The sequence below is a fragment of the Chromobacterium sp. LK1 genome, from assembly GCF_001043555.1.
GTDB classification, from domain to species: Bacteria; Pseudomonadota; Gammaproteobacteria; order Burkholderiales; family Chromobacteriaceae; genus Chromobacterium; species Chromobacterium aquaticum.
The window spans coordinates 35,583-61,316 of record NZ_LDUI01000017.1; the positions used below are offsets into that span (position 1 = coordinate 35,583).

The window sequence follows — 25,734 nt, forward strand, 5'->3', positions numbered from 1 at the left end:
TGTTCGCTTTTCCCGCTCAGTAAGGATCTTATTGCCGCGCGGTACGGCTATTGCCCACCGGCATCTCGCCGCAATTGCTGCGGAAGGGGTTGATGTCCAGCCCGCCGCGGCGGGTGTAGCGCGCGTAGACGGTGAGGCGGCTGGGCGCGCAGGCGCGGAGCAGATCGGTGAAGATGCGTTCCACGCATTGTTCGTGGAATTCATTGTGCTGGCGGAAGCCTATCAGGTAGCGCAGCAGCGCCTCGCGGTCCAGCCGCGGGCCGGTGTAGCGGATCTGCACGCTGCCCCAGTCCGGCTGGCCGGTGACCAGGCAGTTGGATTTCAGCAGATGACTGCACAGGGTTTCGCTGACGATGTCGCTGGCGTCGGCGCGCAGGATCTGCGGGCAGGGCGCGTAGTTGTCCACCTCGATGTCCAGCTCGTCGATGCATTCGCCAGCCAGTTCGGCGATGGTTTCGCCGCCAAACTGCTGCGGCAGCATGATGTCGACGCCTATCGGCTTGCCGGCGGCGGCGGACAGGTCGTCGGCTAGTTGGCGGCGCAGCGCGTCCAGGCCGGCCATCCGGGTCTGGTTGTAGCTGTTCAGATAGAGCTTGAACGATTTGGATTCGATCAGGCTAGGGCTGTCGGCCGGGATGCGGAAGGTGGCGATGCCTACCTGCGGCTTGCCGCGGGCATTGAGCCAGGACAGTTCGAAACCGGTCCAGATGTCCACGCCGGCAAACGGCAGCGCGGCGGCGTCCACGCCGATTTCATCGCGCTTGACTTGGCGCGGGATCGGAAACAGCAGGCTGGGATCGTAATGATCCTGATAGCTGACGGTTTTGCCCAGGGGGGAGTGTTCCGGGGACATGGCTTGTGTGTTCATGGTTTGAATTATATCGGTTTCCGCCGCGGCGGCCTTCTCGTCAGAGCAGGCCCTTGCGCCACAGCGCCATCAAATCCATGGTCAGCGCCACGCTGCAATGCAGCGCGATGCCCAGCCAGATGGAGCGGTAGCGGTAGCTGAGCGCGCCCAGCGCGACGCCGGCGATGATGGCGGCCAGGCTTTCCAGCAGCGGTTTTTCAAAATGGATCATGCAATAGGGCAGCACCATCACGAAGATGGCGCAGACGCCCAGCCGTGGTTTGAGGCCGTGCACCATATAGCCGCGGAAGAAGAATTCCAGCGCGGCGAATTGGGCGAAATACAAGAGCTCCCACAGCAGCCAGTGCGGCCACATGCTTTCGCCGGAGCTGAGGCGGAAGAAGGGGTAGATCTTCAAGAAGCCGGGCTGGCCGGACGCCCACCACACCAAGGGCAGCATCACGGCGTAGAACAGCGGGAACAGCTTGAGGTCGGCCTTCAGCGTGGCGCGGTCCGGCCAGGCCAGGCCGAAGTCGCTCAGCGGGCGGCGGTCGATCAGGCGTATGGCCAATAGCGGCAGCAGGCAGTAGCTGATGATGCTGGCCAGCGCCCAGTAAGCGACGCGGTAGAGGTCGGTATCCGGGTTGTGCGCCACTTGTTGGCGGAAGGACAGGCCCAGCGCCGGCCACCATTGCTGCAGCCAGTCCAGCATCCAGTGGCGGTTGGCCGGGTAGTACAGCAAGGTCAGGCTCAGACAGCTGACCAGCAGCACGCCGGCCGTCTGGCGGTCGGCTGGGCTCAGCACAGGCGGGCGCGGCTGGCTGGCCATGTTCAGCGTTCGCGGCGCATGAAGTCGCGTGGGCGGAAGCCGAGCGCGAACAGCGCGGCGAAATAGGTGATTGCGCCGGCCACCACCAGCAGGCTGAGCCAGGACACGCGCTGCCAGGCCGGGCCATGCCAGTGAACCGGCAGCAGCCATTGCAGCGCCAGCAGCACCGCGGTCATCGCTAGGATGGCGACGGCCATCTTGCCCAGGAAGCCGCCCCAGCCGGCGGAGGGCAGGTACAGGCCGCGCTTGAGCAGCGCGCGCAGCAGCAGGCCGGCGTTGAGGCAGGAGGCGAGGCCGATGGACAGCGCCAGGCCGGCGTGCTTGAGCGGAAACACGAAGGTCAGGTTCATCAACTGGGTCAGGCACAAGGTGATCAGCGCGATGCGCACTGGGGTCTTGATATCCTGGCGCGCGTAGAAGCCGGGCGCCAGCACCTTGACCAGGATCAGGCCGAGCAGGCCGAAGGAGTAGGCGATCACCGCCTGCTGCGACATCAGCGCGTCGTGGGCGGTGAATTTGCCATAAGTGAACAGGGTGGCCAGCAGCGGGCCGGACAACAGGCCCAGGCCCACCGTGGCTGGCACCGCCAGCAGCAGCGACAGGCGGATGCCCCAGTCCAGCAGCACGCTGAATTCGCCGTCGGAGCGAGTGGCGGCGTGTTTGGACAGCGAGGGCAGCAGGATGGTGCCCAGCGCCACGCCCAGCACGCCGGAGGGGAATTCCATCAGCCGATCAGCGTAATACATCCAGGACACGCTGCCGGTGGGCAGGAAGGAGGCGAAGGTGGAGTTGATCAGCAGCGAGATCTGCGCCACCGACACGCCGAAGATGGCCGGCCCCATTTGTTTGATCACGCGCCAGACCGCCGGGTCGCGGAAGGCGAACACCGGGCGCGCCAGCATGCCTATCTGTTTCAGGAAGGGCAGTTGCCACACCAGCTGCACCAGGCCGCCGACGAAGACCGCCCAGGCCAGCGCCATGATGGGCGGGTCGAAGTGGCTGCTGAAGAACAGCGCGAACACGATGAAGCTGAGGTTGAGGAAGGTGGGCGTGAAGGCCGGAATCGAGAACTTGCCCCAGCTATTGAGCACGCTGCCGGTCATCGAGGACAGCGAAATGAAGAAGATATAGGGAAAGGACACGCGCAGGATGTCGGCGAACAGGGCGGCCTTGGCCGGCTCGCGGTAAAAGCCGGGCGCGGAGATCCACATGATCAGCGGCGCGGCCAGCATGCCGATGGCGGTGACCAGCAGCAGCACCGAACCCAGCACGCCGGTGATCTTGGCGATGAATTCGCGGGTTTCCTCTTCGCTGCGCTGGTTCTTGTATTCGCCGAGAATGGGCACGAAAGCCTGCGAAAACGCGCCTTCGGCGAACAGGCGGCGCAGCATGTTGGGAATCTTGAAGGCGGCGTTGAAGGCGTCGGCGGCCATGCCGGCCCCGAACACGCGAGCGATGATGGTATCGCGGACCAGGCCCAGGATGCGGGACACCATGGTCATGCTGCTGACAGCAGCCAGAGCCTTGAGCAGATTCATGTTGCGGGTGGTTTATCTAGCGTTGAGCAAGCCCGCTAGTGTACGCCGCCAGGTTTATTGTTGCAAAACCTGAGTTTAGGGCTTAGAATCGCGGGTTTCAGATTCCGCTCATCAGGAGAAAGATTCATGGCTAACAGCGCACAAGCTCGCAAGCGTGCACGCACAGCCCTTAAGCAGCGCGCGCACAACGCCAGCCTGCGTACTGCGTTCCGTACCGCAGTTAAGAAAGTGCTCAAGGCAGTTGAAGCAGGCGATAAAGCCGCTGCCAAGGTAGTGTTCCAGACTTCCGAAAAAGTGATCGACCGCATTGCTGACAAGGGCGTGTTCCACAAGAACAAGGCCGCTCGTCACAAGAGCCGTCTGTCGGCTCAGATCAAGGCCATGGCCTGATCAACAGCCCAGCGCTGAAGAATACGCAAAGGCTCCGCATCGCGGGGCCTTTTGTGTATCTGGCGTTTCGATTTCCCTCGCTGGAGGCGTGGCAATGTCGGGATGGATGGCTTGGGCGCTGGCCTTGTGCGCGGCGCAGACCCTGGCGGCGGAACTGCCGCAGCAATTGGCCGAATGCGGCCGCCTGGCGGACGCCAAGCTGCGTCTGGCCTGCTATGACGGGCTGGCCGCCGGCCTGCCCGAGGTGGCGCGGCCTGTGCCCGCGCCGGAACCGCCATTGGCCGCCGCGCCTGGCGGCGCGGAGCGGGTAATGCCGGACACGGTGGCGGTGGCCAGCCGGCTGGCCGAGGCCTGGGACTTGGATGGACGCTCGCGCGGCGATACCTTCGGCTTCCGCATGTATCGCCCCAATTACTATCTGCCGGTGTGGCAGATGGCCAAGCCCAATAATGAGCCGCAGTCGCCGACCCGGCCGCCCAGCCAGACTCCTGGCGGCGATCTGGACAAGACCGAGGCCAAGTTCCAGCTGTCGTTCAAGACCAAGGTGTGGGAAGACATCTTCGATACCCCGCTGAACCTGTGGTTCGCCTATACCCAGCAGTCGCATTGGCAAATTTACAACAAGGCGCATTCCGCGCCGTTCCGCGAAACCGATTACGAGCCGGAGCTGATCCTGAGCTTCCCGCTGCCGTCCTCCTGGGCCTGGGGCGATACCCGGCTGCGCATGGGCGGCCTGGGCCTGCTGCACCAGTCCAACGGCCGCGCCAATCCCCTATCGCGCAGCTGGAACCGGGTGTACGCGATGGCGGCGCTGGATAATGGTCCGTTCACCTTGCAGGGCCGCTGGTGGGCGCGGCTGCCGGAGTCCGGCGACAACGATGACAATCCGGACATAATGAAATACATGGGGCACGGGGATCTGCAGGCGATCTACCAATATAGGGGCCAGACCTTCAGCGCCTTGTGGCGGCCGAATTTCGACAGCGGCAAGCATGGCTTGCAACTGGACTGGAGCTTCCCGCTGAAGGGCAAGCTGCGCGGCTATGTGCAGGCTTTCGATGGTTATGGCGAAAACCTGATCGATTACAATGCGCGCACCCGCGCGCTGGGCGTGGGGCTGACGATGAGCGACTGGCTGGAATAAGAGCGGCCGGCGACGCGCGCGTCTTGCCTTGGGCATGTCGCCGCCGCTCCAAACCGGCCCGCCTTGTGGACGGGCCCGGCGTTTTACTGCAGCAGCGCGGCCACCTGGCGCGCCATTTCGCCTTCCTCGTCGGTGGGCAGCACATAGGCGGCGCGCGCGCTGGCTGCGGTGGTCAGCCGCCGCGCTTGGGCCAGGTTGGCGGCCTGGTCGACTTCGAAGCCCAGCCAGGCCAGTTGCTGCAGCACCCGGCCGCGCACTTCCGGCGAGTGCTCGCCCACGCCGGCGGTGAACACCAGCGCGTCAAGGCCCTTCATCGCCGCCGCCAGGCTGGCCGTTTCGCGCGCCACGCGGTAGCAGAACAGTTCCACCGCCTCGCGCGCCGCTGGCAGATCGCTGGCCAGCAGTTCGCGCATATCGGACGAGATGCCGGAGACGCCGAGCAGCCCGGAGTTCTTGTACAGCTCGCGCCTCACCTCGGCCACGCTCATGCCGGCCTGTTCCTGCCAGTAGAGAATGACCTCCGGATCGATATAGCCGGGGCGGCTGCCCATCATCAGCCCGTCCACCGCGGAGAAGCCCATGCTGGACGCCATGCTGCGGCCGGCGTCCAGCGCGCAGGCGCTGGCGCCGCTGCCCAAGTGGCAGACCACCACCTTGGCGCGCTCCAGGCCCAACTCCGGCAGCCGCCGCGCGATGGCGGCATAGGACAGGCCGTGGAAGCCGTAGCGGCGGACGCCCTCGTCATGCCAGTGGCGGGCGATGCCGAAGCGGGTGGCCACTTCCGGCTGCTGGGCGTGGAAGGCGGTGTCGAAGCAGGCGAACTGCGGCAGCCTGGCGTCGTATTCCTCGAAAGCGGAAATCACCGCCAGGCTGACCGGCTGGTGCAAGGGCGCCAGCGCCACATACTCTTCCAGCTGGGCGCGGATGTCGGCGTTCAGCCGCGTCGCGGCGGTGAAGCGGCCGCCGCCGTGCACCACGCGGTGCACCACCGCCACGGGTTCCAGTTGCTGATCGGCCAGGCTGTTGATCACCGAGGCGATGGCGTTGGCGCGGCCGCCGTCGTCCAGCGCGCGGCAGCTCAGCATCTGGCCCTTGCCGTCCAGCAATTGCAGCTCCGGCTTGGCCTGGCCGAAACGGTCCACCATGCCGCGCGCCAGTAGTTGGCGTCCGTCCGGCGCGAAGGCGCGGAATTTCAGCGTGGACGAACCGGCGTTGACGGCAAGCAGCACCCGGCTCATGGCCGCGGCCCGCTTTGCCGGCGCTTGTGCGCCAGCAGATTGGCCACCGCGGCGGAGGCCAGGCGGCCGGTGGCGTCGTCGGCGCGGCTGGTCAGCACGATGGGCGCGCGCGCGCCCATCACGATGCCGGCGGAGGCCGCTGCGGCCAGATAGGTCAGCTGCTTGCCCAGCATATTGCCGGCTTCCAGGTCCGGCACCAGCAGGATGTCGGGATCGCCGGCCACCGGCGAGACGATGCCCTTGCTGTCGGCGGCTTCGCGCGAGATGGCGTTGTCGAAGGCCAGCGGGCCGTCGAGGATGGCGCCGGTGATCTGGCCGCGATCCGCCATCTTGCACAGCGCGGCGGCGTCCAGCGTGGAGCGCATCGCCGGATTGATGGTTTCCACCGCGGCCAGGATGGCCACCTTGGGCTGGGAAATGCCCAGCGCCTGGGTCAGGTCGATGGCGTTCTGGCAGATGTCGCGCTTGGTCAGCAGATCGGGCTCGATATTGATCGCGGCGTCGGTGATGAACAGGTAGCGCGGATAGGTTTCCACCTTCATGATCCAGACGTGGCTGATGCGGCGGTCGGTGCGGATGCCGGTGCCGCGGGCCAGCGCCTCGCCCATGAATTCATCGGTGTGCAGGCTGCCCTTCATCAGGATGTCGGCGTAGCCGTCGCGCACCAGGCTCACCGCCTGTTCGGCGGCGGCGTGGCTGTGTGGCACGTCGACCAGCTCGAAGCGGCTCAGGTCCACTTCCAGTTCGTCGGCCAGCTTGGCCAGCCTGGCGGCGGGGGCCACCAGGATGGGGGTGGCGATGCCGTGGTCGGCGGCTTCCACCGCGCCCAGCAGCGCTTCGCGGCTGCAGGGATGGGCCACCGCCATCGGCAGCGGGCCCAGGCCGATGGCCTGTTGCAGGATGTCGGCGAAAGCGTGTTCGTCGCGTGTCATGGCGTGCTCCCTCAGGCCTTGATGTGGTGGCCGCCATCGACATAGATGGTCTGACCGGTCAGGCCGCGGGCGGCGTCGGAGATCAGGAAGGCGCAGGTGGTGCCCACGTCCTCGATTTCCACCAGGCGGTTTTGCGGCGCGCGGGCGATGGCGTCCTCGATCAACTGGTCGAAGTGGGCGATGCCGGAGGCGGCGCGAGTGCGCAGCGGGCCGGGGGAGACCGCGTGCACGCGGATGTTCTTGGAGCCCAGTTCGCTGGCCAGATAGCGCGACACGCTTTCCAGCGCCGCCTTGACCGGACCCATGATGTTGTAGTTCTCCACCACTTTGTCGGCGCCGTAATAGCTCATGGTGATCAGGCTGCCGCCCTGGCTCATCAAGGGCTCGGCCAGGCGCGCCATTTCGATGAAGGAGTAGCAGGACACGCGCATCGCTTGCTGGAAGCCCTCCAGCGAACAGTCGGTGACGCGGCCGTGCAGATCGTCCATCGGGCAGAAGGCGATGGAGTGAATGACGAAATCCAGTTTGCCCCATTGCTGACGAATGGCCTCGAACACCGCCTCCATCTGACCGGGCTGCTCCACGTCCAGCGGCAGCACCAGCGGCGAACCCAGCTGGTCGGCCAGCGGGCGCACGTATTTCTCCGCTTTCTGGTTCAGGTAGGTGACGGCGAACTCGGCGCCCAGGTCGCGCAGCACGCTGGCGCAACCATAGGCGATGCTGTTCTCGTTGGCGATGCCTACGATCAGGCCTTTCTTGCCGGCAAGAATGTTGCGAATGCTTTCCATCTGACCCTCTTGGTAAACCATGTGACCTCCGGGATTTGTAGGGTTGCAGGGCAGTATTGCGGGCTAATGAAGCAAAGGGATTTTTGTATTGACGATTCAGTCGGATATAATCGACGATTCGGCGGATGGATGACTCGACGTTGGAGCCGTTCATCCGCGTCTGTCCGACTAGGCATGTCGAGCGGAAGTTCACGCTCGGATAGTGCAGTGCAGCATGAGTTCGGTCTATTATGCCATCATGATTACTGGTGGGGAAGCAAAGCTATGCCAATCTACGAATACCGTTGCGGCGCCTGCGGCGTCGCCAAAGAGCACCTGCAAAAACTCAGCGACGAGCCGATCGCGCAATGCCCGGCCTGTGGCAGCGCCGAATACCGCAAGCAGCTGTCGGCCGCCGGCTTCCAGCTGAAGGGTTCCGGCTGGTACGCCACCGACTTCAAGGGCGGCGCGTCCAGCGGCTCGTCCTCCGCGTCTTCTGACAGCGGCGGCGGTCATAGCTGCGGCACTGGCTGTGGGTGCGCGTAAACCCCGATGACGCCGCAAATAAAAATGACGCTGAAGGGCTACCTGGTCACCGGCTTGCTGGTGTGGCTGCCCTTGGCCGTGACCTTGTGGGTGCTGAACCTGATCGTCACCTCGCTGGACCAGACGCTGAACCTGCTGCCGCAGGAATGGCAGCCCGAGGCCTTGCTTGGCTTCCACTTGCCCGGCCTGGGCGTGGTGCTGTCGGTGCTGATTCTGTTGGGCACCGGCATGTTGGCCGCCAATGTGCTGGGCCAGCGCGTGCTGGACATGTGGGACGCGCTGCTGTCGCGTATCCCGGTGGTGAAGAGCATCTACAACAGCGTCAAGCAAGTCAGCGACACGCTGCTGTCCGACTCCGGCCAGGCCTTCAAGAAGGCGCTGCTGGTGCAGTTTCCCCATTCCGGCATGTGGACGGTGGCGTTTCAGACCGGCCCGCTGCCTGATGTCGTGTCCGCATCCTTGTCCGACGACGAGTTCATCGGCGTTTACGTGCCCACCATCCCCAACCCGACTTCGGGTTATTTCGTGATGGTGGCCAAGAAGGACACCCGCGAATTGAACATGAGCGTGGACGAAGCGTTGAAATACGCGATTTCCATGGGCATGGTGGCGCCTAACCCGCCGCCGGCCGCTCAGCGTCCGCGCCTGAACGACGAACATAATCGACAGGGCTAGGCCGCCACCCTGTCTAGCCCATAAAGCCTTCTTTTCCCCCTGGCGGGGATACCTCAGCGAATTTGAATAAAAGGGTTTACCCAAATGCGAACCGACTATTGCGGACTTATTGACAAAAAATACCTGGGTCAGACCGTGACCGTGAAGGGCTGGGCTCACCGCCGCCGCGACCATGGCGGCGTGATCTTCATCGACCTGCGCGACCGCGAAGGCCTGGTGCAGGTGGTGATCGATCCGGACACCCCGGAAGCGTTCCAACTGGCCGACAGCAGCCGCGGCGAATACGTGCTGTCCATCACCGGCATCGTGCGCGAGCGTCCGGCCGGTACCGCCAACAGCAAGATGATTTCCGGCGAGATCGAAATCCTGGCCAAGGAAATCGAAATCCTCAACGCCGCCGCCACGCCGCCGTTCCAGATCGACGACGAGAACCTGTCCGAGAACGTGCGTCTGACCAACCGCGTGATCGATCTGCGCCGCCCGGCGATGCAGAAAAACCTGCGTCTGCGCTACAAGGTGGCGATGGGCGTGCGCAACCATCTGGACAAGCAGGGCTTCATCGACATCGAAACCCCGATGCTGACCCGCTCCACGCCGGAGGGCGCGCGCGATTACCTGGTGCCGTCCCGCGTGCACCCGGGCGAATTCTTCGCGCTGCCGCAATCGCCGCAGCTGTTCAAGCAATTGCTGATGGTGGCCGGCTTCGACCGCTACTACCAGATCACCAAGTGCTTCCGCGACGAAGACCTGCGCGCCGACCGTCAGCCTGAATTCACCCAGATCGATATCGAGACCTCGTTCCTGAACGAGGACCAGATCATGGATATCACCGAGGGCATGACCAAGGAGATCTTCCGCGACGTGCTGGGCGTGGAGCTGCCGCAGTTCCCGCGCATGACTTACGCCGACGCGATGTTCTACTACGGCTCGGACAAGCCGGACATGCGCGTGGACCTGAAATTCACCGAACTGACCGATGTGATGAAGTCGGAAGAGTTCAAGGTGTTCCGCGGCGCGGCCGACATGGCCAACGGCCGCGTGGTGGCGCTGCGCGTGCCGGGCGGTTCCGGCCTCAGCCGCAAGGAAATCGACGACTACACCCAGTTCGTCAGCATCTACGGCGCCAAGGGTCTGGCCTACATCAAGGTCAACGACGCCAGCAAGCCGACCGAAGAAGGCCTGCAGTCGCCCATCGTCAAGTTCCTGTCCGCGGATGGCCTGAAAGCCATCATCGAGCGCACCGGCGCGCAAAACGGCGACATCATCTTCTTCGGCGCGGACAAGGCCAAGGTGGTGAACGAGGCCATCGGCGCGCTGCGCATCAAGATCGGTCACGAACATGGCCTGGCCAACGGCTACTTCGTCAAGGAATGGCGCCCGCTGTGGGTGGTGGACTTCCCGATGTTCGAGCACGACGAGGACGACGACCGCTGGACCGCCTGCCACCATCCGTTCACCAGCCCCAAGCAGGGCCATGAGGACCTGATGGCCACCAATCCGGGCGCCTGCCTGGCGCGCGCCTACGATATGGTGCTGAACGGCTGGGAAATCGGCGGCGGCTCCATCCGTATCCATCGCGCCGAGATCCAGGAAAAAGTGTTCGGCGCGCTGAAGATCAGCCCGGAAGAGCAGCAGAACAAGTTCGGCTTCCTGCTGGACAACCTGAAGTTCGGCGCGCCGCCGCACGGCGGCCTGGCTTTCGGCCTGGATCGTCTGGTGACGCTGATGTGCGGCGCGGAGTCCATCCGCGACGTGATCGCCTTCCCGAAAACCCAGCGCGCCCAGTGCCTGCTGACCAACGCGCCCAACGCGGTGGACGACAAGCAGCTGCGCGAACTGAACCTGCGTCTGCGCCAGAAGGCCGAGCCGTCCGCTTGATGCCGGCTTGACGCGATGTTGACGGCCGCTGCCCATGCAGCGGCCGTTTTTATTTGGCGCGGCTGGACGGCTCGGCTTGAACCTTGGGCATTCGCCCCGATCTAATAGCAGCCTTAGCTATTCTCAAGGCGCGCCCGCCGCAGCGGCATTGCAAAACTTTATCGCAACGATATGGATTTACAATTTGCCGATCCCGGCCGGGCTGATTTATAAAGCCTCGCATTCCGCCGCGTTTCCCGATGCCCGATCAGGGAAGCGCAGTCACACCAAGACCTTTAAGGAGATCCGCAATGGCCGTACTCGTTGGCAAGCAAGCCCCCTTCTTCGATGGCGCGAAAACCTTTTCCGCCGTGCTGGGCGATGGTCAGATCGTTGACAACTACTCCTTCAAGCAAGCTACCGCCGGCAAGTACGCGGTAGTGTTCTTCTACCCGCTGGACTTCACCTTCGTGTGCCCGTCCGAGCTGATCGCCTTCGATCACCGCCTGGCCGACTTCAAAGCCAAGAACGTGGAAGTGATCGGCGTGTCCATCGACAGCCAGTTCTCCCATGCCGCATGGCGCAACACCCCGGTGGAAAAAGGCGGTATCGGCCAAGTTGGCTACACCCTGGTGGGCGATATCCAGCACGAACTGTGCAAGGCCTTCGACGTTGAAGCCGAAGGCGGCGTCGCTTTCCGCGGCTCCTTCCTGATCGACCGCTCCGGCGTGGTGCAGCACCAAGTGGTGAACAACCTGCCGCTGGGCCGCAATGTGGACGAAATGCTGCGCATGGTTGACGCGCTGCAGTTCACCGAAGAGCACGGCGAAGTGTGCCCGGCCGGTTGGAACAAGGGCAAGAAGGGCATGAAGCCCAGCGCCGAAGGCGTGGCTTCCTACCTGGCGGAAAACGCCAAGGATTTGTAATCGGTATTCGGATCGAACACGATCCGGCATACACGCCCCGCGCGCCTTGGCCCGCGGGGCTTTTTCATGCCCGGACGCACCGGACTGGCGCTTTGCCCGCTATAACGGAAAAATAAGCCATCCGGAATTCGTCAGACGCCAGCCATGCCTCCGCCGATCAGCCAGTTGGACAGCCTCACCATGCTGCATGTCATGCGCTCGACCCACGTGGTGGTACCGCATGCGCTGCTGGGCTCGGCGCTGCTGGCGGCGCTGGAGTGGGGCCGGACGCCGTGGCTGCCGTCGCTGCTGTGGCTGGTGGCGTTCTGGCTGCTGTTGCTGGCCCTGTGGGGCACTACCTGGCGAGCCAGCCGCTGCCCCGACCACGACGACTGGCAGATCGCCGCGCTGCACCGCCGTTTCGCTGCGCAGATCACCTGTGTCGGCGTGGGCTGGGGTCTAGCCGCCTGGGTGCTGATGCCGAGCGGGGACCTGACCTACAGCCTGATCGTGGTGTTGTGGGGGATTGCGGTCAGCGCGGTCCAGGGCGCGATGCTGTCCGCGCGGCGCGAATTGTTCTTTGGCTTCGTGCTGCCGATCTGGGGCTTGATCCTGCTGCGCCTGTTTCTGTCGCCGGAAGCGGTATTCCGCTGGGTGGGCGTTTCCGGCGCGATCTACCTGCTGGTGCTGGTGCAGTTCACCGCCAGGTTGCACCGCTTCGCCCATGAGTCCATGAGCCAGCGCGCGCAGAACACCGACCTGTTGCGCGAACTGATGCTGGAGCAGCGCCAGCTGGAGAGCTACAACGCGATGCTGGAACAGAAGAACGTGGAGCTGGACCAGGCGGTGGAGCGCATCAGCGAACTGGCCTCGCGCGACCCGCTGACCGGCGCCTTGAACATGCGCGCGCTGATGCGGGAAATGGAGCGGCTGCTGGCGCGTTCGGAAACGCAAGGCGCGCCCTTCGCCATCGCCATCATCGATCTGGACCATTTCAAGCGCATCAACGACAGCCACGGCCATGCGCGCGGCGACGATGTGCTGCAGCAGTTGTGCGTATTGGTACAAGAGGAATTGGCGGATGGCGAATTGTTCGGCCGCTACGGCGGCGAAGAGTTTCTGCTGCTGGCGCCGGCCTGCAACGGCGCGGAACTGAGCCGGCGCATGGAAGCGCTGCGCGGCAAGATCAGCGGCTGGGACTGGCGACGCTGGAGCGGCGATCTGCCGGTGACCTTGTCCTGCGGCGTGGCCGCCTGGCGGCCGGGAGCCGGACCGCAGGCCCTGCTGCAACAGGCGGACAAGGCGTTGTACCAGGCCAAGGAAATGGGACGAGACCGGGTTTGCCTGGCACGGGAGGGCGAGGCATGAGGCGCTGGCTAGGCGCGCGCCCCTTTCCCTGGGAAAGCCCGCAACCGCAGCTGGAGGCGGAATTGGTGCGCCAATTTGTGTCCATGCTCAATATTTCCATCTTGCAGTCCTTTGTCGCTATTCCCTTGTTTGGTCTGCTGATGTACCGCCATGCGCCCGGCTGGCGCATCCTGTTCTGGTCGGGCTTGTTCCTGCTGATGGAGTTGCTGTTCGCGCGGCTGGCGCATCGCTTTCGCCTGCAGGCGCGGCGCCAGGAGCAGGTGTTCGCGCATTACCTGGGATTGCGGCGCTTGATGCTGTGCAGCGCCATGGTGTGGAGCATGATGATGTGGTTCATGTTTCCGGAGCAGGAGGGCGCTTATCGCATCGTCGTGGTGCTGTGGCTGGCCGGCGGTTTCGCCGCGGTCTGTCTCTTGATGGCTCCCTGTCGTGATTTGCATCTGACTTTCTTCATCGGCTATTGGGCCTATCCGCTGTACCGCTTTTATAGCGAGGGCGGCGTGCTGTACAGCGCCTTGCTGGCCGGCGCGGTGATCTTCATCCTGGTGCAATGGGAGTTTCTATCCAGTTTCAATCCGCTGCTGCGCGACACCGTGCGGCTGCGCGAACAGAATGCGGTGGTGCTGCGCCGGCTGCAGAGCGTGCACGCGGAAAGCGAGGGGAAACGGGAGTTGCTGGAGCAGCGGCGGAACATGCTGCGCCAGGCGGTGGAGCAATTGCACGCGCTGGCCGAATCCGATGTGCTGACCGGCTGTCTCAATCAGCGGGCCTTGCGCAGCCGCATGGCGGCGCTGGATCAGGACGCGGAAGCGGCGTGGAGCCTGGCAATGCTGGATCTGGATGATTTCAAGTCCATCAACGATCGCTTCGGCCACCTGGTGGGCGACCAGGTGTTGCAGCAGTCGGCGCAACATATCGCCGCTTGTCTGCAGCCGGAAATGATCTTGGCGCGCTACGGTGGCGAAGAGTTCGTGGTGCTGGCGCCGGGCCTGGCGCCGGAGCGGCTGGCGGAGACGATGGAGCGGGTGCGGCTGGTGTTGGCGGAGGCTGGTTTGGATGGCTTGCCGGCGGGGCTGGCGCAGACGGTGTCGATAGGCGTGGCTGGCCGGCCGGAGGAGGGCGGCAGCCAGCAGGCCTTGCTGCGGGCGGACGCCGCCCTGTATTCGGCCAAGCAGCAGGGGCGCAACCGGGTGCGCGTCTGGCGCGAAGACCGGCAGGCTTGAGCCCGTCAGGCTGTGGCTGTCGCGCGGGCCGGTCCCAGGATTTCACGCAACGCCGCGTGCTGGAGCAGCGCGGACACGCAGACGACGGCCGCGCACAGCCACCAGAGCGAGATGCCGCCGAAATGACCGTACAGCCAGGTGCCCAGCGCCGGCGCGAACAGGGTGCGGCCTTGCCAGATCGCGTTGTACAGGCCCAGGTAACGGCCGCGCAGCCGACCTTCGGAGCGGTGCATCACCAGCATGGTGTAACAGGGGGAAATCAGCAGCTCGCCCAAGGTCAGCGTGAACATCATCAATAACGCCCAGACCGGGCCGACGCCGGCGGTCAGCCACAGAAAGGACAAGCCGGTCAGCAGCACCCCGGCCTGGGTGCTGGCCAGCAGGCCCCAGTCCAGGATGCGGCGGCTGATCGGGATCTGCAGCGCCACCACCATCAGCCCGTTCAGGGTGAACAGATAACCCATCCATTGCGGGCCCAGTTGATAATGCTCGCGAAGGAATAAACCCAGCGTCACATAGATCTGGTCGAATACCGCGGTCATCAGCATCAGGGCCAGCAATATGCGCAGAAAGGGAAGGTCGCGCCAGGGACCGACCAGATCCGCGGCGCTGGTTTCGGCGGTTTCTAGCGTCGCCTGGTGGATGGACGCCGCGTCGTAGCGACGGTAGGCCCAGGCCAGCCAGGCGGCCGCGCTCAAGGTGGCGGCGGCGTTGGCCGCGTAGACCCAGCCATAACCGATGGCGGCCAGCGCGCCGCTGATCAGGCCGGCGATGGCGACGCCCAGGTTGAAGGCCACCCGCAGCATGCCCTGCGCCACCGCGCGTTGCTGCGGCTGGCAAGGCTCCAGCGCCAGCCGCTGATTGACCGGACGGAAGGCGCCGTCGCCGAGGCCGGACACCAGCAGCACCGGCACAAACAGCCATAAGGGAATGGCCAAGGCCAGCAGCAATAGACAGACGCCGGACGTGAACAGGAACAGGGTGGCCAGCTTGCGGCCATCGAAACGGTCGGACAGCGCGCCGCCCTTGAGCGAGCCCAATAGCGCGCCGGCGCCGTAGGCGGCCATCAGCAGGCCGATGGTGCCATAGCCCAGCTGATAGCTTTCGCGCAGATAGAGCGGCAGGAACAGCTTGGTGATACCGCCGATATTATTGATCAAGCTGCACAGCACCTGGATGTAGACCGTGGTGGGCAAGCCGCGGTAGGGCGCTATCAGGCGTTGTGGCCAGGGTGGGCGTGGCGGACGGCTCATGGCGATTCAGGATATGATTATGCTGTTGGCTTATCTTGCTGCATTGCAATACGAAATGTCAATGTAACAAATATCCTGTGGCCCTGAGGTCTGCTCAAAGGCCGGCGAGCAAGCGCGAGACAAAGCCCGGAGGCTCAGTTGAGCGGCAGCTTGGCCTTGACCGTGCGCATCATCTGCGGCTGGGCGGCGGCGATGGGATGCAAGCCGTCCGGCTGGAACTTCGACAGATCGGCCTCGAAGCCAGCCACCAGCAGCGGCACGAAGGGTAGGCGCTCGCGCTTGGCCAGCTCGGCGTAGGCGTTGCGGAACTCGGCGCCGTATTGCGGGCCATAGTTCGGGGGCAGGGCCATGCCCACCAGCAGCACCCTGGCCTTGCTTTGTTTGGCCAAGGCGATCATCTTGGACAGATTGCCGCGCATCTGCGCCAGCGGCAGGCCGCGCAGGCCGTCGTTGGCGCCCAGCTCCAGCACCACGATGTCGGGGCGATGGCGCGCCAGCGCGTCCGGCAGCCGGGCCAGCCCGCCGGCGGTGGTTTCGCCGGAGATGCTGGCATTGATGATACGGTGTTTCGCCCCCATCTCCTTGGCGAGCAGGCTGACCCAGCCCTGGCCCGGAGACAGGCCGTAGCCGGCGGACAGGCTGTCGCCGAACACCAGCACCGTGGCGGCGGAAGCCGGCTGCAGCAGCAAGCCCAGGCTGGCGGAAAGTAGAACTTTGCTTAGTATCGAGCGCATAAATGAATCCAATTGAAACCCAGGCGGTTTTGGCGGCCAGCGAACTGGCCAAGCAAGTGCATTTTCACGGTGAGCCGCTGAACATTCTGCGCAGCGCCACGCTGACCCTGTATCCAGGCGAGAGCGTGGCCATTGTCGGCGCGTCCGGTTCCGGCAAGTCTACCTTGTTGTCCTTGCTGGCGGGCCTGGATCACCCATCCGGTGGCGAAGTGGCCTTGTTCGGCCAGGCGCTGGCGGGCCTGAGCGAGGACGCGCGCGCCTTGCTGCGCAGAGACAAGGTGGGGTTCGTGTTCCAGAATTTCCAGTTGATGCCGCAATTGAGCGCGCTGGAGAACGTGATGTTGCCGCTGGAGCTGGCCGGCCGCGCCGACGCGCGCGAGGCTGCGCGCCAGATGCTGGACCGCGTCGGCCTCAGCCACCGGCTGGGCCATTACCCGCGGCATCTGTCCGGCGGCGAACAGCAGCGGGTGGCGCTGGCGCGCGCCTTCGTCATTCATCCTGGCCTGCTGTTCGCCGACGAGCCCACCGGCAATCTGGACCCGCACAGCGGCCGCCAGATCATAGACCTGCTGTTCCAGCTCAACGCCGAGCAGGGCACCGCCCTGGTGCTGGTCACCCATGACACCGAGCTGGCCAGCCGCTGCGATGCGATCTACCGGCTGGTGGAAGGCAAGCTCAACGGAGCGCGCTCATGACCTTGAGCGGCCGTTTGACCCTGGTGCTGCGCTTCATCCGCCGCGAACTGGTGTCCGGCGAACTCACCATCCTGGCCTTGGCGCTGGTGGTGGCGGTGATGGCGATGAGCAGCGTGGCCTTCTTCTCCGACCGGGTGGAGCGCGCGCTGACCACCCAGGCCACGCAGCTGCTGGCCGCCGATCTGGTGCTCAACGGCAACGCTCCGGCGCCGGAGTCCATCCGCCGCGAGGCGGAAAAGCGCGGCTTGCGGCTGGCCGACAATATCAGTTTTCCCTCCATGGTGTTCGCCGGCGGGCAGGCGACGCTGGCCACGTATAAGGCGGTCAGCGACAGCTATCCGCTGCGTGGCGAAGTCAGCGTGCGCCTGGCCGACGGCCGCGTCGAAACCGGCAGCCTGCGACCGGCCGCGGGCAGCGCCTGGGCCGACGCTCGCCTGATGCGGCGCTTGAAGCTGAAGCTGGGCGACACCCTGGGCGTAGGCGGCGCGCAATTGCGCCTGGCCGGCGAAATCGTCCGCGAGCCGGACGGGGCGATGGACTTGTACAACTTCGTGCCGCGGCTGATGTTCAACCGCGCCGACCTGGCCGCCACCGGCTTGATCCAGGAAGGCAGCCGAGCGCGCTGGCGCCTGATGTTCGCCGGGGACGACCGCGGCGTCGCCGACTTCCGCCAATGGCTGGACAAGGCCAAACCCAAGGACGCCCGGCTGGAAAACGTGGAGGAAGCCAGGCCGGAAGTACGCACCGCGCTGGAGCGCGCCCGGCGTTTCCTCGGCCTGACCGCGATGCTGACGGTGGCGCTGGCGGCGTCGGCGGTGGCGCTGGTGGTGCGCCGTTATCTGGCGCGTCATTGGCAGCAAGTGGCGGTGCTACGCTGCCTGGGGCTGACCGCCGGCGAGGTGTGGGGCTTGTTTGTCAGCTTGTTCCTGCTGCTGGGCCTGCTGGCCGGCGCGGTGGGCACCGCCGGCGGTTTCGGCGTGCAACTGGCGCTGATGCGGCTGGCCAGCGGCTATGTCGGCGAAATCCTGCCCGACCCGGGCTGGCTGACCTGGCTGGTCGGGCCGCTGGCCTCGCTGGTGCTGCTGGCCGGCCTGGCCTTGCCGCCCCTGATGGGCATACGCGATGTGCCACCGGCGGCGGTGCTGCGCGATGAATTGGAACCCACGCGCCAGGGCGTGCTGGCGCCGCTGTTGGCGCTGGTGGCCTTGCTGGGCCTGGCCGCCTGGCAAGTGGGCGACCTGGCGGTGGCGGGCTGGCTGCTGGCCGGCATGCTGGGCTTTTTCTCCGCCGTCGGCGCGCTGGCGCTGGGCGTGATCTACCTGATGCGGAGGCTACCACGTGGCCGCCGCGTGGGCTGGCGTTTCGGCATCGCCAATATCGCGCGCCGACACTGGCTGGCGGTGATCCAGATCGTGTCCCTGTCGGTGGGCCTGATGGCGCTACTGACGCTGACCATTGTGCGTGACGATCTGATCGGCGCCTGGCAGCGCAGCGTGCCGGCGGACGCGCCGAACAAGTTCGTCATCAATATCCAGCGTAATCAGCTGGACGGCGTGCGCAACGCGTTCGCCTCGGAAGGGCGGGCGATGCCGGAGCTGGCGCCGATGGTGCGGGCGCGGCTGATCGCCATCAATGAACAACCGGTGCGGCCATCGGCCTACGAGGACGAGCGCGCGCGACGCTTGGCCGAACGCGAGTTCAACCTGTCCTGGCGCGACGAGCTGCCGCCGGGCAATAAACTGGTGGCCGGCCAATGGTGGCCGCAACAGAAGCGGATCAAGCCGCAGTTCTCCGTGGAGCGCGGGCTGGCGGACACGCTGGGCATCAAGCTGGGCGACACGCTGGCCTTCGATCTGGCTGGCACGACTTATCGCGCCAAGGTGACCAGCTTGCGCGAAGTGCCGTGGGACAGTTTCCGCGTCAACTTCTTCGTGATCGGCACGCCGGGCCAATTCAGCCAGCAGCCAGCCAGCTGGATCACCAGTTTCCGGCTGGACCCGGCGGACGAGGACTTCGTCAACCGCTTGGTGGGCGAGTTTCCCAATCTGACCGTGATCGACGTCGGCGCCATCCTGAGCGAGGTGCGGGCGATGATGGACAAGCTGGCGCGCGGCATCGAGGCGATGTTCGGCCTGGCGCTGGCCGCCGGCGTGCTGGTGTTGTGGGCGTCGTTGGCCGCCACGCGCGACGAGCGCTTGTTCGATGTCGGCCTGATGCGGGCGCTGGGTGCGTCGCGGCGGCAGGTGCGCAGCGTGGTGCTGGCGGAGCTGGCCTGGCTGGGCGCTTTTTCCGGTTTGCTGGCGGCGCTGGGCGCGATGGGCATAGGCGCTTTGGCATCGGTCAAATTATTCAATCTGCCCTTGGTGTTCAATCCATGGTTGTTGCCGGCCGGGGTGCTGTGCGGCGCACTGGTGGTGGTGGTGGCCGGCTGGCCCTTGGTGGGGAGGGTCACCCGCACCTCGCCGATGGCGGTGTTGAGAGCGATCTGATTTAGTGGTCAAAGCTGAGAATCAAGCGGGAGCAAACCCGCAAGGAGACGCATGATGGATGCGATAGTACAGGCGGCAATGGCCAAGTGGCCGAATGTGCCGGCGGTGTTCGGCTGGCTGCGGCTGGATGCGCGCGGCCAGTGGTGGATCAAGGACGAACGTCTGCAACACGAGGCGATAGTGGAGTTTTTCGGCCGCAACTACAGCCGCGACGGACTGGGGCGCTGTTATGTGCAGAATGGGCCGCAGAAAGTCTATGTGACGCTGGACGCTGCGCCGCTGGTGGCACGGCGCACGCCATCGGGCTGGAGCACGCTGCCCTACGACGACGACGTGCCGGCGCGCGCCGCCTGGTTGACGCCGGAAGGCATGCTGCTGATCGAGATCGGCGGCGAACTGGCGGCGGTGGACGACCGCGATCTGGCCGCGGTGCTGGACGAGGGCGCGCCGGGATGGAATGGTGAGATGGCCTCGCTGCCGGCGCGCTTGGCCTTGGGCAAGGCGATGATTCCGCTGGGGCAGGCCAGCCTGCCGGATCTGTGGCAGCGCTACGGCATCATCGGCCGGCCCAAGGGCTGAGCCTGGCCGTCAAGCACAAAGAAACCCCGGGGCGCGCCCCGGGGTTTTTTGTCGCCAGTTGGTTTATAGCGGGCGGGATTCCACCTGCACCAGGCGCTTGCGTCCGGCCAGCATGCCCATCGCGCAGGTGGCGGTGGAAATCAGCAGGAACAGCAGGCCCAGCGGCCACAGGCTGTGGGTCTGGTCGCGGATCAGGCCCACGCTGAGCGGGCCGAGCGAGGCCAGCGCATAGCCGACGCCCTGGGCCATGCCGGACAGGTGGGCGGCGACATGGGGATCCGGCGAGCGCAGCGCCAGCAGGCTCAGCGCCATGCTGAACAGGCCACCCTGGCCCAGGCCCAGCAGCACCGCCCAGAGCAGCAGGCTGTCGGTGGGAGCGAACAACATGCCCAACAGGCCGCTGAGCACCAGCGCCACGGTGGCGGCGATAGGCGGGCGCTGATCGCGGCAGCGCTGTCCCAATGCCGGCACCAGCAGCGAGGAGGCCACTTGCACCATGATGGAAATGGACAGCAGCAGGCCGGCGTGCAGCGGCGTTTCGCCGCGGTCTATCAGGATGGACGGCAGCCAGCCGAACACGATGTAAGCCATGGACGACTGCAAGCCCATGAACAGCGTCACCTGCCAGGCCAGCGGGTCGCGCAGCAGGCCGCGCACCAGCCATTGGCCGTGGTGGGCCGCTTGTTGTTTTCGCGTCTGCGGCCACCAGGCCAGCAAGGCCAGCAGCGCCGGGGTCGCCCAGATCGCCAGCGCGCCCTGCCAGCTGTCGCCCATCCAGTGCATCGCCGGCACGGTCAGGCCGGCGGCCAGCGCCGCGCCCAGGCATAGCGCCATGGTGTAGACCCCGGTCATCAGGCTGACCTGACGCGGAAAGTCGCGCTTGACGATGCCGGGCAGCAGCACGCCGATGATGCCTATGCTGGCGCCGGCCAGCGCCGAGCCGGCGAACAGGCCGAATTGGCCGAACTGGGTGCGCAGCAGGATGCCCAGCGCCAGCGTCACCAGGATTAGCGCGATGGTCTTTTCGCTGCCCCAGCGGCGGGCCAGCCGCGGCGCCAGCGGGCCGAACAGGCCCAGGCAAGCGACCGGCAGCGTGGTGAGCAAGCCGGCCATCATGCCGCTGAGCCCGCGGCTGGCGGCGACATCGCCCAGCACCGGGGACAGGCTGGACAGCGCCGGGCGCAGATTGATGCCAACCAGCATCAGGCCCAGCAGCAACAGCCAGGGCCGGCTTGGCGCGGGATTCTGGCTTTGCACGCCGGCGTCGTCGATCTCGGCGTCGATCAGCGTGTCTTCTACCGGCAGGTGATCCGGCATGGATTTGGGTGTGGACATGGGTTTTCCTTCTGCGCTTTTGTTGTTGTCGGAGCCGGCTCCCCGCGCCTGGGGGCCGGCTCGAATCAGGCTCAAATGGTGCTGGGACGATCCAGCAAGCGGTCCAGTGCCTCCAGCAAGGGGCGGGTAATGGCGGCGGCGGCTTGCCCGGCTTCATCTGGCCGCCGCTGGCGGATGGCTTCGTAAATGGCCTGGTGGGCGGCGAGGTCGGGGTCCGGCAGTGCCTCGTCCAGGATGGACTGCTGCACATGCTGGCGCACCGCGCGCGAAAAATAGGCGTAGAGCTCGGCCAAGGCCTGATTGCCGCTGGCGTTGGCGATGGCGAGATGAAACGCCAGGTCGCGCTCGATGAAGGCTTCCAGCGGCTCCTGCGGCAGGCGCTCGCCGCGCAGCGTCAATGCGTCCGCTATCGCGCTGAGGTCCGCTTCCGGGCAGCGGCTGGCGGCCAGCCGCGCGGCGGCTTCTTCCAGCATGCAGCGCACTTCCAGGTGTTCGCGCAGGCTGGCGCGGCTGATGGCGCGCATCGCGTCGCCGGGGTTTACGGTGGCGCGCACATAACTGCCATCGCCCTGGCGCACTTCCAGCAGCCCGGCATACAGCAGCACCCGCACCGCTTCGCGCACGGTGTTGCGGCTGACGCCCAGTTGTTCGGCCAGCTCCGGTTCGGTGGGAATGCGCGCGCCCAATGGCCAATCGCCGTCGGCCAGCCGTTTGGCGATGTTCTCCACCGCGATATCGACCAGCGAGCGTTTGTAAGGTGAGGCCGTCATGGCTCGCTCCTTATTCATCCAATCATCCGATGAATTTTAGCGAGACAATACTGGCTAGGCAATGCCGATGTGAAAGTAAATAGCGGATATCAATCAGGCATAAGTGGAAATGCCGTTGCCGCTGCTATTGCCGGGCAGGCCCAGGCCGTTGTTCAGAATCTGGGCGTTGATGGCATAGGGCGCGCCCAGCGAATACACCATCGCGTACAGCGACAGCGCGGTGATCTGCTGCGCGCTCAACTGGATGGTGCCGCTCTGGCCCGAAGTCAGCGATGCCAGATTGGAGGGGATGGTGTTGGAGCGTGGCGTGGCGGATTGGCCCAGCTGCTGGCTGATCTGCATGTTCTGCAAGGCGGTCAGCGTCAGCGGAATGGTGCCGTTGCCATAGGAGGCGTAGCTATTGGCCAGCCAGTTCAGCGCGCGCGCGGAGGCATAGAGCAGATTGGCCGTGCCTTGGGAGTCGCCGCTATAGGCGCTTTGCAGGCTGCTGGCGTTGAAGCTCAGGCTGCCCATCTGGCCGAACTGCTGCGGGTACTGGAAGCTGAGGCCGATCTGGTTCAGATTGCTCAGCAAGGAGTTGCCGTTGCTATAGCTGGCGGTGGCCTGTTGATTCAGGCTGACCGCCACCTGTTTGGCGATGGGATCGTTGGACAACAGGCCGCCGCGGATCAGCAGCGCGTTCAGGCTGCCTTGCAGCGTGTTGTAGGCGTCGGCCAGCGATTGCGCGTGATCGTTGAGGCCGCTCAGATCGATATTGACCGCGACATTGGTGCTGCCGGTGGACAGCAGGTTCATCGATACCGAGGAGCCCAGCGTGATGCCGCTATTATTGGCGCTGGAACCGGAGGCGCCATTGATCAGGAAGTTGGCGTTCTGCGCCGCCTGGGTCTGGCTCAGGTTCTGGCCGCTGCCCACTGCCTGGGTCTGGTCGAAGGCCAGCCGCGACAAACCGTTCTGATCGGTGTTGTTGCCGTCGTTGTCGCTGACCAGGATCTGGAAGTTGTTGCTGGCGCCGGTTTCGGCGGAACTGACTTGCAATTGGTAGTTGCCGGCGGCGTTTTGCACGATATTGGCCACCACGCCGATGCCGGCGCCATTGATCGCGCCGGCGATGCTGGACAGGGTACCGTTGCTGATGGACAGCGTGGCCGAGCCGTTGGAGGTGAAGCTGGTGGCCGAGGTGGGCGAAGTGTAGGCGTAGCTGCCGGTCTTGATGGTCAGACTGCCACTGCCCACGACGCTGCTATTGGTGTCCGGCAGCGAAAAGGTGGAGAGCGCGCTTTGCGCCTGCGCCAATTGCGACACCGACACGCTGTAGTTGCCGTTTTGCGCGCCGGCGGCGGCGGAGACGCTGGCGACCGACGGATTGCTGCTGGTGGCGCTGATGGAGTTGCTGATCGAGTAGGGCGAGTAAATCTGCTGCAGGCTGGTCTGGAAGATATTGAGGCTGGACAGCAATTGGCCCAGGCCGGAGATCAGCACCACATTGGGATCGGTGCTGGCGCTCTGGGTGCTGGACGCGCCGTTGATCAGCGGCACGATGGGCGAGCTGGCGCCCAATAAACCACTCAAGCTTTGGCTGTTATTGCCGAAAAGCGATAACAGTGGATTGTAATTCCCAAGGATAGTGTTTGCCATGGCTCACCTGCTGAATCCCTGTTGCCACCTCTCAGTGTAGGCGATCAATCAGGGATTTGCCGGCAAGCGGGCTGTACCGGCGGCCAGGCCGCCGGCTAGCGGGATTACTTGGCCGGAGCCGCGTCCTTCACGCACTTCTTCACGAAGCTGCTCTTGGCCGCGCCGGCGAGTTTCTTGTCGGCGGCCTTGGCGTCGCAGGTCTTCTGGGCATTGGCGGCGGCGCTGTCCTTCTCGCATTTCTTCAGGAAGCTGGTCTTGGCGGCGCCGGACAGTTTTTTCTCGGCGGCCTTGGCGTCGCAGGCGGCGTCGGCCAGGGCGAGGTTGGCGGAGGTCAGGGCCAGAACGGCGATCATCAGGTATTTGCGCATGGTTCATCCTTGTGAGGGTTGGCAGGCCCATGACGGGCGTGGAAAACGATACTCCAAGTCATGGCGCATGAAAACAGCATTTTGTTGACGCTATGTAACGGTTTGCATCGACAGATATCAGCAATTAGAACAAGCACTGCGACGCAGCCCCCGAGCCAGGGTGGGGCGGGGCTTCCCGCTCAGCCGTCATAGCGTCGCTGGCGCGCATTGAGGCGATACACCAGCGCCAGCGTGGAAAAGGCGAACAGCACCAGCAACAGGCCGAGCCGGTGGGCGCTGGCATAGTCCGCCTGCTCCACATGGTTATACAGCGCGATGGATATGACCCGGGTTTCGCCCTCGATATTGCCGCCTATCATCAGCACCACGCCGAACTCGCCCACGGTGTGGGCAAAGCCCATGCTGGCGGCGGCCAGCACGCCGGAGCGGCAACTGGGCAGGATGACCCGGCTCAGCCGCTGCCAGCGGTTGGCGCCCAGCACCATCGCGGTTTCGATTTCCTCGCGCCGCACCGCGTTGAAGCTGACGATCAGCGGTTGCAGCACGAAGGGCAGCGAATACAGCACCGAGGCGATGATCAGACCCTGGAAGGTAAAGGCGAGGCCGGGCCAGCCCAGCCAGGCGGTCAGCTGGCCGATGGGGCCGTGCGGGCCGAAGGCGACCAGCAGGTAAAAGCCCAGCACCGTGGGTGGCAGCACCAGCGGCAGCGTGGCGCCGGCTTCTATCATGGGCTTGAAGCGCGAACGCGTGCGTGACAGCCACCAGCCCAGCGGTATGCACAGCAGGAGCAGGATCAGGGTGCTGATGGCGGCCAGCTTCAGCGTCAGCGCGATGGCCGCCCATTCGGATGTGCTCATTGGGCGAAGTCGTAGCCCGCTTTCTTGATCAGCGCGCGCGCCTTGTCTCCCTTGAGGAAGGCGAGGAAGGCCCTGGCCGCCGGCGTGTCGCGCACCAGCAGCGCATCCTGGCGTATCGGCTGGTGCAGCTTGGCCGGCACCAGCCAGTAATGGTTGCCAATGCCTTGTTCCAGCAACTGGGCGTAAGCGACGAAGGCGAAGTCGGCGCCGCCGACCTGGGCGAATTGCATGGTCTGGCTGATATTGTCGCCGGTGACGAATTTGGGCTTGAGGGTATCGGCGAGTTTCAGCGCGGCCAGGGTTTCCATTGCCGCGCGGCCATAGGGCGCGGCCGCGGGGTTGGCGATGGCCAGCTTGTTGAAGTTGCCGCCGCGCAGCACCGCTTCGCCGGCGTCGTCGCGCAGCTTGCTCCACAGCACCAGCTTGCCGATGGCGTAGGTGAAGCGGCTGTCGGCCTTGCCTATCTTATCGCGCAGCAGCTCGGCCGGGCGCTCGTCGTCGGCGGACAGGAACACGTCGAATGGCGCGCCCTGGCGGATCTGGGCGGTGAGCTTGCCGGAAGCGCCGCCGCTGGCCTTGATGTCGTGGCCGCTGGCGGCCTTGAACTCCACTGCGATCTTGTCCAGCGTCTGCTGGAAATTGCTGGCCACCGCCACGGTGACGGTGTCGGCGGCGGCGAACAGTGGGGACAGCAACAACAACAGGCTCAATATCTTGCGCGGCATGGTTGGCTTCCTGAGAAGAGCAAAACGCCCAT

General features: G+C 65.1%; 25 protein-coding genes. 11 read left to right on the forward strand and 14 right to left on the reverse strand.

Features of this window, described 5'->3' with window-relative positions:
• Nucleotides 1–28: 28 nt before the first annotated feature.
• Genes queF through murJ form a run of 3 tightly spaced genes read right to left on the reverse strand, consistent with a single transcriptional unit; the run spans nt 29 to nt 3,214 of the window.
• A complete protein-coding gene (gene queF / locus VI26_RS08190; RefSeq protein ID WP_048409252.1) occupies nt 29–868 on the reverse strand; it encodes an NADPH-dependent 7-cyano-7-deazaguanine reductase QueF in 840 nt (279 codons plus the stop codon).
• 40 nt (nt 869–908) lie between these two features.
• Complete coding sequence (locus tag VI26_RS08195) at nt 909–1,676, reverse strand: CPBP family intramembrane glutamic endopeptidase (protein WP_053074320.1); 768 nt, start codon at nt 1,674–1,676, stop codon at nt 909–911.
• 2 nt (nt 1,677–1,678) lie between these two features.
• Nucleotides 1,679–3,214 (reverse strand): murein biosynthesis integral membrane protein MurJ, encoded by a 1,536-nt coding sequence (gene murJ / locus VI26_RS08200; protein ID WP_048409253.1) that lies wholly within the window; start codon nt 3,212–3,214, stop codon nt 1,679–1,681.
• Between the two features lie 126 nt (nt 3,215–3,340).
• On the opposite strand from murJ, the gene rpsT reads away from it, so the two are divergent.
• Both rpsT and VI26_RS08210 read left to right on the forward strand, forming a co-directional pair.
• Nucleotides 3,341–3,604, forward strand: a complete 264-nt coding sequence (gene rpsT, locus VI26_RS08205; RefSeq protein ID WP_048409254.1) for a 30S ribosomal protein S20 — start codon at nt 3,341–3,343, stop codon at nt 3,602–3,604.
• Nucleotides 3,605–3,698: 94 nt separating this feature from the next.
• Nucleotides 3,699–4,748 carry a phospholipase A gene (locus VI26_RS08210; RefSeq protein WP_082150953.1) on the forward strand — a complete coding sequence of 350 codons (1,050 nt, stop codon included), beginning with the start codon at nt 3,699–3,701 and terminating at the stop codon, nt 4,746–4,748.
• A gap of 83 nt (nt 4,749–4,831) precedes the next feature.
• Here the strand turns inward: VI26_RS08210 and VI26_RS08215 are convergent, their stop codons facing one another.
• The 3 genes from VI26_RS08215 to fabI are packed head-to-tail and all read right to left on the reverse strand — an operon-like array spanning nt 4,832 to nt 7,706.
• Nucleotides 4,832–5,986: an acetate/propionate family kinase gene (locus VI26_RS08215; protein WP_048409256.1), complete on the reverse strand. Its 1,155-nt coding sequence runs from the start codon at nt 5,984–5,986 to the stop codon at nt 4,832–4,834.
• Nucleotides 5,983–6,918, reverse strand: a complete 936-nt coding sequence (locus VI26_RS08220; protein WP_048409257.1) for a phosphate acetyltransferase — start codon at nt 6,916–6,918, stop codon at nt 5,983–5,985. The genes VI26_RS08215 and VI26_RS08220 overlap by 4 nt, the downstream gene beginning before the upstream one ends.
• A gap of 11 nt (nt 6,919–6,929) precedes the next feature.
• A complete protein-coding gene (gene fabI, locus VI26_RS08225; protein WP_048409327.1) occupies nt 6,930–7,706 on the reverse strand; it encodes an enoyl-ACP reductase FabI in 777 nt (258 codons plus the stop codon).
• A gap of 264 nt (nt 7,707–7,970) precedes the next feature.
• On the opposite strand from fabI, the gene VI26_RS08230 reads away from it, so the two are divergent.
• The 6 genes from VI26_RS08230 (at nt 7,971) to VI26_RS23200 (ending at nt 14,259) form a co-directional block, all read left to right on the forward strand.
• Nucleotides 7,971–8,231 (forward strand): FmdB family zinc ribbon protein, encoded by a 261-nt coding sequence (locus VI26_RS08230; protein WP_048409258.1) that lies wholly within the window; start codon nt 7,971–7,973, stop codon nt 8,229–8,231.
• A 24-nt stretch (nt 8,232–8,255) separates the two neighbouring features.
• Nucleotides 8,256–8,906 carry a DUF502 domain-containing protein gene (locus tag VI26_RS08235; RefSeq protein ID WP_231580978.1) on the forward strand — a complete coding sequence of 217 codons (651 nt, stop codon included), beginning with the start codon at nt 8,256–8,258 and terminating at the stop codon, nt 8,904–8,906.
• 84 nt (nt 8,907–8,990) lie between these two features.
• Nucleotides 8,991–10,784 (forward strand): aspartate--tRNA ligase, encoded by a 1,794-nt coding sequence (gene aspS, locus VI26_RS08240; protein ID WP_048409260.1) that lies wholly within the window; start codon nt 8,991–8,993, stop codon nt 10,782–10,784.
• A gap of 290 nt (nt 10,785–11,074) precedes the next feature.
• Nucleotides 11,075–11,689, forward strand: a complete 615-nt coding sequence (locus VI26_RS08245) for a peroxiredoxin (protein WP_048409261.1) — start codon at nt 11,075–11,077, stop codon at nt 11,687–11,689.
• Nucleotides 11,690–11,833: 144 nt separating this feature from the next.
• A complete protein-coding gene (locus VI26_RS23195) occupies nt 11,834–13,036 on the forward strand; it encodes a GGDEF domain-containing protein (protein ID WP_053074321.1) in 1,203 nt (400 codons plus the stop codon).
• On the forward strand, nt 13,033–14,259 hold the full coding sequence (locus VI26_RS23200; RefSeq protein ID WP_053074322.1) for a GGDEF domain-containing protein: 1,227 nt from the start codon (nt 13,033–13,035) through the stop codon (nt 14,257–14,259). Before VI26_RS23195 ends, VI26_RS23200 begins: the two co-directional genes overlap by 4 nt.
• Before the next feature lie 5 nt (nt 14,260–14,264).
• Here VI26_RS23200 and VI26_RS08260 read toward each other — a convergent pair whose 3' ends face one another.
• Together VI26_RS08260 and VI26_RS08265 are read right to left on the reverse strand one after the other, a co-directional pair.
• On the reverse strand, nt 14,265–15,512 hold the full coding sequence (locus VI26_RS08260) for an MFS transporter (RefSeq protein WP_048409262.1): 1,248 nt from the start codon (nt 15,510–15,512) through the stop codon (nt 14,265–14,267).
• Between the two features lie 134 nt (nt 15,513–15,646).
• Complete coding sequence (locus tag VI26_RS08265; RefSeq protein WP_048409263.1) at nt 15,647–16,246, reverse strand: arylesterase; 600 nt, start codon at nt 16,244–16,246, stop codon at nt 15,647–15,649.
• Nucleotides 16,247–16,248: 2 nt separating this feature from the next.
• On the opposite strand from VI26_RS08265, the gene VI26_RS08270 reads away from it, so the two are divergent.
• Genes VI26_RS08270 through VI26_RS08280 form a run of 3 tightly spaced genes read left to right on the forward strand, consistent with a single transcriptional unit; the run spans nt 16,249 to nt 20,009 of the window.
• Nucleotides 16,249–16,941: an ABC transporter ATP-binding protein gene (locus VI26_RS08270; protein ID WP_048409264.1), complete on the forward strand. Its 693-nt coding sequence runs from the start codon at nt 16,249–16,251 to the stop codon at nt 16,939–16,941.
• Nucleotides 16,938–19,430, forward strand: coding sequence for an ABC transporter permease (locus tag VI26_RS08275; protein ID WP_048409265.1), 2,493 nt, complete (start codon nt 16,938–16,940; stop codon nt 19,428–19,430). Before VI26_RS08270 ends, VI26_RS08275 begins: the two co-directional genes overlap by 4 nt.
• A 54-nt stretch (nt 19,431–19,484) precedes the next feature.
• A complete protein-coding gene (locus VI26_RS08280; RefSeq protein ID WP_048409330.1) occupies nt 19,485–20,009 on the forward strand; it encodes a DUF2946 family protein in 525 nt (174 codons plus the stop codon).
• A 63-nt stretch (nt 20,010–20,072) separates the two neighbouring features.
• On the opposite strand, the gene VI26_RS08285 is transcribed toward VI26_RS08280, so the two are convergent.
• From VI26_RS08285 to modA, 6 genes are all read right to left on the reverse strand, one after another.
• Entirely contained in the window at nt 20,073–21,344 is a 1,272-nt protein-coding gene (locus VI26_RS08285) for an MFS transporter (RefSeq protein ID WP_048409266.1), read from the reverse strand.
• A 71-nt stretch (nt 21,345–21,415) separates the two neighbouring features.
• Entirely contained in the window at nt 21,416–22,114 is a 699-nt protein-coding gene (locus VI26_RS08290) for a FadR/GntR family transcriptional regulator (protein ID WP_053074323.1), read from the reverse strand.
• A 93-nt stretch (nt 22,115–22,207) separates the two neighbouring features.
• Nucleotides 22,208–23,686, reverse strand: coding sequence for a flagellar filament capping protein FliD (fliD, locus tag VI26_RS08295; protein ID WP_197081421.1), 1,479 nt, complete (start codon nt 23,684–23,686; stop codon nt 22,208–22,210).
• 170 nt (nt 23,687–23,856) lie between these two features.
• A complete protein-coding gene (locus tag VI26_RS08300; RefSeq protein ID WP_048409269.1) occupies nt 23,857–24,120 on the reverse strand; it encodes a hypothetical protein in 264 nt (87 codons plus the stop codon).
• Between the two features lie 179 nt (nt 24,121–24,299).
• Nucleotides 24,300–24,977 (reverse strand): molybdate ABC transporter permease subunit, encoded by a 678-nt coding sequence (gene modB, locus VI26_RS08305; protein ID WP_048409270.1) that lies wholly within the window; start codon nt 24,975–24,977, stop codon nt 24,300–24,302.
• Nucleotides 24,974–25,702: a molybdate ABC transporter substrate-binding protein gene (gene modA / locus VI26_RS08310; protein WP_048409271.1), complete on the reverse strand. Its 729-nt coding sequence runs from the start codon at nt 25,700–25,702 to the stop codon at nt 24,974–24,976. The genes modB and modA overlap by 4 nt, the downstream gene beginning before the upstream one ends.
• Nucleotides 25,703–25,734 lie beyond the last annotated feature (32 nt).

Excerpts from the sequence above, each read along its gene's own strand:
- queF (WP_048409252.1), bottom strand. The coding sequence starts at position 868 with ATGAACACACAAGCCATGTCCCCGGAACACTCCCCCCTGGGCAAAACC.
- VI26_RS08195 (WP_053074320.1), bottom strand. The coding sequence starts at position 1,676 with ATGGCCAGCCAGCCGCGCCCGCCTGTGCTGAGCCCAGCCGACCGCCAG.
- murJ (WP_048409253.1), bottom strand. The coding sequence starts at position 3,214 with ATGAATCTGCTCAAGGCTCTGGCTGCTGTCAGCAGCATGACCATGGTG.
- rpsT (WP_048409254.1), top strand. The coding sequence starts at position 3,341 with ATGGCTAACAGCGCACAAGCTCGCAAGCGTGCACGCACAGCCCTTAAG.
- VI26_RS08210 (WP_082150953.1), top strand. The coding sequence starts at position 3,699 with ATGTCGGGATGGATGGCTTGGGCGCTGGCCTTGTGCGCGGCGCAGACC.
- VI26_RS08215 (WP_048409256.1), bottom strand. The coding sequence starts at position 5,986 with ATGAGCCGGGTGCTGCTTGCCGTCAACGCCGGTTCGTCCACGCTGAAA.
- VI26_RS08220 (WP_048409257.1), bottom strand. The coding sequence starts at position 6,918 with ATGACACGCGACGAACACGCTTTCGCCGACATCCTGCAACAGGCCATC.
- fabI (WP_048409327.1), bottom strand. The coding sequence starts at position 7,706 with ATGGAAAGCATTCGCAACATTCTTGCCGGCAAGAAAGGCCTGATCGTA.
- VI26_RS08230 (WP_048409258.1), top strand. The coding sequence starts at position 7,971 with ATGCCAATCTACGAATACCGTTGCGGCGCCTGCGGCGTCGCCAAAGAG.
- VI26_RS08235 (WP_231580978.1), top strand. The coding sequence starts at position 8,256 with ATGACGCTGAAGGGCTACCTGGTCACCGGCTTGCTGGTGTGGCTGCCC.
- aspS (WP_048409260.1), top strand. The coding sequence starts at position 8,991 with ATGCGAACCGACTATTGCGGACTTATTGACAAAAAATACCTGGGTCAG.
- VI26_RS08245 (WP_048409261.1), top strand. The coding sequence starts at position 11,075 with ATGGCCGTACTCGTTGGCAAGCAAGCCCCCTTCTTCGATGGCGCGAAA.
- VI26_RS23195 (WP_053074321.1), top strand. The coding sequence starts at position 11,834 with ATGCCTCCGCCGATCAGCCAGTTGGACAGCCTCACCATGCTGCATGTC.
- VI26_RS23200 (WP_053074322.1), top strand. The coding sequence starts at position 13,033 with ATGAGGCGCTGGCTAGGCGCGCGCCCCTTTCCCTGGGAAAGCCCGCAA.
- VI26_RS08260 (WP_048409262.1), bottom strand. The coding sequence starts at position 15,512 with ATGAGCCGTCCGCCACGCCCACCCTGGCCACAACGCCTGATAGCGCCC.
- VI26_RS08265 (WP_048409263.1), bottom strand. The coding sequence starts at position 16,246 with ATGCGCTCGATACTAAGCAAAGTTCTACTTTCCGCCAGCCTGGGCTTG.
- VI26_RS08270 (WP_048409264.1), top strand. The coding sequence starts at position 16,249 with ATGAATCCAATTGAAACCCAGGCGGTTTTGGCGGCCAGCGAACTGGCC.
- VI26_RS08275 (WP_048409265.1), top strand. The coding sequence starts at position 16,938 with ATGACCTTGAGCGGCCGTTTGACCCTGGTGCTGCGCTTCATCCGCCGC.
- VI26_RS08280 (WP_048409330.1), top strand. The coding sequence starts at position 19,485 with ATGGATGCGATAGTACAGGCGGCAATGGCCAAGTGGCCGAATGTGCCG.
- VI26_RS08285 (WP_048409266.1), bottom strand. The coding sequence starts at position 21,344 with ATGTCCACACCCAAATCCATGCCGGATCACCTGCCGGTAGAAGACACG.
- VI26_RS08290 (WP_053074323.1), bottom strand. The coding sequence starts at position 22,114 with ATGACGGCCTCACCTTACAAACGCTCGCTGGTCGATATCGCGGTGGAG.
- VI26_RS08300 (WP_048409269.1), bottom strand. The coding sequence starts at position 24,120 with ATGCGCAAATACCTGATGATCGCCGTTCTGGCCCTGACCTCCGCCAAC.
- modB (WP_048409270.1), bottom strand. The coding sequence starts at position 24,977 with ATGAGCACATCCGAATGGGCGGCCATCGCGCTGACGCTGAAGCTGGCC.
- modA (WP_048409271.1), bottom strand. The coding sequence starts at position 25,702 with ATGCCGCGCAAGATATTGAGCCTGTTGTTGTTGCTGTCCCCACTGTTC.